We start from the raw sequence: 3,766 nt of genomic DNA, 5'->3' as shown, positions 1-3,766 counted from the left end.
CGCCAAGCAACTTTAAGACGAGTCAGAATGACTCGTCTTTTTTGTGTTTTATAAAATAAGCTCGTGATTAATGTCGGCTCTATGAATGCGTTTATTTAGCAAGAAACAGCTTTTATTTTATTATAATTTCACATCTAAATAGCATACCTTCAGAAAAATATGGCCAGGTTTGTTAGACTGTCTATTTGTTAACAAGAATGTATACAAGGTAGTGCCCTCTGCAGCCTGCTCACACCTTCTTTTATTTCTTCAGTTGTTAAATGTCCATACCCTATAATAATTCGATTATGATGTTTTCCTTTTTTAATAGTATGGTCTTCCACAGGGTATACTTTCACTCCAAGTTGTTGAATTTCCTCAAGTAATTCTTTTGTGAATTGAACTTGATTGAATTCCACAATCAAGTGTAACCCCGTAGAATAACCGGAAATATTGATCTTATTTGAGAATGCTAATTTTAATTGCTGGATAAGGAAGTCTCTTCGGTTTTTATAGATTTTTTTCATCTTCATAATATGCCGTTCCAAGTGGTCCTCGGCAATAAATTTAGCAAGAACAAGTTGATTTAAAGAAGGTGTATGTAGATCGGAAAACCATTTTACCCTGCGACATTTTTCAATAAGGTGTGAGGGAAGAACTAAGTATCCCATCCTAAGGGCCGGTGATAAAATTTTACTAAATGAACCTATATATATAACACGCTCGGGATCCAATCCTTGTAATGAACTTACAGGTGAGCCTTCATATCGAAACTCACTGTCATAATCATCTTCAATGAGATAACAATTTGCTTTTCTTGAGTAGTTAATCAATTGAACACGTCGTTGAATCGGTAACGCTCCTCCTAAAGGAAACTGATGAGAAGGAGTAGTGAAGATGAATTTTGGTTGTTTATTTGTAGGCAGCAAAGATGTATCCATCCCATTATCATCAACTGGTATAGGATAAAGGGAGGCTCCTGAATTTTTAAAAATTGTTTGGATGTCATTGGTGATGGGATCTTCTATTAGTACTTCATCACCCGTTGACAAAAGTAATTTAGAAACAAGTGTTAAAGCTTGAGTGGCACCGGAAGTAATCACTAATTGTTCTGGATGACAAAAAACTCCTCTTGTTTTTAGTAAATAGCGCGATAAAGCCGTTCTTAATTCGGGACGCCCCTCGGGAATATCGTATCCAAACGTAGCTGGAGGTGTTTCGTTCCATATGGTATGAGATAATTTCGCCCATCCCTTTCGTGGAAATAAGTCTAATGCTGGTATGCCTGAACGAAAATTAATGATGTCACTGTCTTTGTTTATTTCTTCGCACCAAGATAAAGAATCAATTAGAGTGGATTTTTTACGTTGTTCTAAATAAGTCCCTTCTGCAATGAATGTCCCGGCTCCCTGTCGAGCGACCAAAAAACCTTCGGAAAATAATTGATCATAAGCTTCTAAAATTACATTCCTAGACACGCTTAACTCAGAAGATAATTCCCGTGTTGATGGTAGTTTTTCTCCAGATTGTAGCTCTCCATTTAATATTCGTTCACGTATTTGGTGATAAACCTGTCGAATTAAACTTATATCTAACGATCGATCAATAGGTATCCAAAGCATATAAATGCTCCCTTCATCAAAATTGGTACCATAAAAGTTTGACTAAAATGGTACTAATATGAACCATTTTAGCATGCTATAGTTGGATCAAATAGTTCTAAAGGGGATGAAAATGTGATGACGAAACCAGAATTCCAAGTAGCTCAGGCATTTAAATCGATTGCACGAAATGAACATATAAAATCCTATGTACAACAATCCGCTGAGCTCTATGCGTTATTATTGCAATCCGCGAAACGCTTTGTCACCGGAGAAACGAGACATGATGGGATTGTGACGGCAAAAGAACTAATTACAAAAGGGTACAATACTTCATTAGAATACATAGGGGAAAACACTCTAGATATAAAGGAATGCTATAAAGTAAAAAATGAGTTTTTGAATCTTATTGGGGACGTAGGTGCTCTATCTATAAAACAAACAGTATCACTCGATTTATCGCATATTGGATTATCTATAGATCCAGAAATGTCTTATATTTATTTAATGGAGTTGGCAGAGAAGGCGAAAGTACATGGAACTACCCTTATGATAAGTATGGAAGAATCATCTAAAGTAGCGGACATTCTTTCCATCTATAAAAAAACAACTGAGCAATATCCTAATGTAGGAATAACGGTTCAGGCACATTTATATCGCTCGAACAATGATATTCAAGAACTTCTACATTATCCAGGGAAAATACGAGTTGTAAAAGGTGCCTATCAAGAAGGTCCGGATATTGCTATGCCTAGGTCAACTGATTTAAATCAACAGTATCTTCAGATTGTAGAACAACTGATTGAAAACAATCAACCTGTATCTATAGCTACACATGATGAAATTCTTATTAAAGAGATGGAGCAACGTCAATATTTTAGTCAATCTAATGTAGAGATAGAAATGCTATATGGAATTCGCCCCGATATGTTACGTGATTTGAAAAACAAAGGACATAACGCTAGAGTATATTTGACTTATGGGAAAGAGTGGTACTTGTATTTATGTCACCGGATAGCTGAACATCCAGAAAATCTATATCATGCGGTGACAGATATGATACATTCATCTTCAGAGCAACGAAGTAGGGACTATTGAATAGATATTTCATTTTAAATGTAAAAATTATTTTGGCTATGGTTATTGTGAGGGAGTTCAGTTGTTATAAGGAAGTTAAATAATTTTGGGTGTGACTCAAAAATAAGAGCTGGATTTTTCTAGAGTAGAAATTCCAGCTCATTTTATATTGAAACCTTAGGTTTGTAGCTAGAAATAAATGAATTTGTAATTCTATATGTATTTCAAAACGAATGATATATAAATAGGAACAATAAAATTACATGTTATAGGTAGGGGATAAACAGACTTAAATGTTACAAAAAGTGATATAAGGGGAAAGGGAACATTTGTTCTTTTTGGTGTGTTAGGTACACTCGATCAATTGAGGTACGTATTTTGAACCCAGTACATATGCTAAAAAAGAAATACTATTAATCGGTTCGGACCTCGAATATAGTTTATCTGTCCACCTTAAATCTCTGTTAAAAGGATATAAAGGTTATTTTACCACTATGCTGTATGGGGATGAATAATGTTAAAGATGAAAGATATATAAGTCGGATATTTCAGTTACATAGGATAGTTAGTAAGTGTATTTATATATATTCACGAGTAAACAGATAAGTAAGGATTACTTCATAATAAGGGGAACTCTATAAATAGAATAGTATATAAGTTTATTATGAACTTCTGTATCGTTGTCTAGTATAAGAATACGTGTATCTTTAATCATTTCTAATAGGGTCATGATAAACAAAGAGGTATTGAGGGATGTAATTACAGATTAGTATTTATTAAAATTGTTTGTTTCACTGAGTAAAGACTTCCATATAAATTAAGTCTATGTGGGTTAAGTTAACTTGGATATATTTCGGAAGAGGGAAATTAAAGAGAAGTAGAAGTTGCTTTTCTGGTAATGTAATCTTTATAGATTCTGCCCTAGGCTAGAGAGTGTAAAAATATTAACTTGAATATATTTATAAAAAGGTGTTGACGATTAGAGTGTAGAGGTGTAATATAGGACAAGTCGCCGATGCAATAACGCAGAACGCGATAAACGAAATAAAAAACTTAGTTGACATTAACTAACGAAGATGTTAACATAAGGAAGTCGCAAATGAGCGACC

General features: G+C 34.2%; 2 protein-coding genes. One reads left to right on the top strand and one right to left on the bottom strand.

Annotation, left to right across the window (positions count from 1 at the left end):
• Nucleotides 1-188: 188 nt before the first annotated feature.
• Nucleotides 189-1,601, bottom strand: a complete 1,413-nt coding sequence (gene pdxR / locus BAQ48_RS07405) for a MocR-like pyridoxine biosynthesis transcription factor PdxR (RefSeq protein WP_071710575.1) — start codon at nt 1,599-1,601, stop codon at nt 189-191.
• Nucleotides 1,602-1,718: 117 nt separating this feature from the next.
• On the opposite strand from pdxR, the gene BAQ48_RS07400 reads away from it, so the two are divergent.
• A complete protein-coding gene (locus BAQ48_RS07400) occupies nt 1,719-2,678 on the top strand; it encodes a proline dehydrogenase family protein (protein ID WP_071710574.1) in 960 nt (319 codons plus the stop codon).
• Nucleotides 2,679-3,766 lie beyond the last annotated feature (1,088 nt).

It is taken from the genome of Bacillus luti (assembly GCF_001884105.1).
Lineage (GTDB): Bacteria > Bacillota > Bacilli > Bacillales > Bacillaceae_G > Bacillus_A > Bacillus_A luti.
This window is presented reverse-complemented; position numbering and strand designations above follow the sequence as displayed.

Excerpts from the sequence above, each read along its gene's own strand:
- pdxR (WP_071710575.1), bottom strand. The coding sequence starts at position 1,601 with ATGCTTTGGATACCTATTGATCGATCGTTAGATATAAGTTTAATTCGA.
- BAQ48_RS07400 (WP_071710574.1), top strand. The coding sequence starts at position 1,719 with ATGACGAAACCAGAATTCCAAGTAGCTCAGGCATTTAAATCGATTGCA.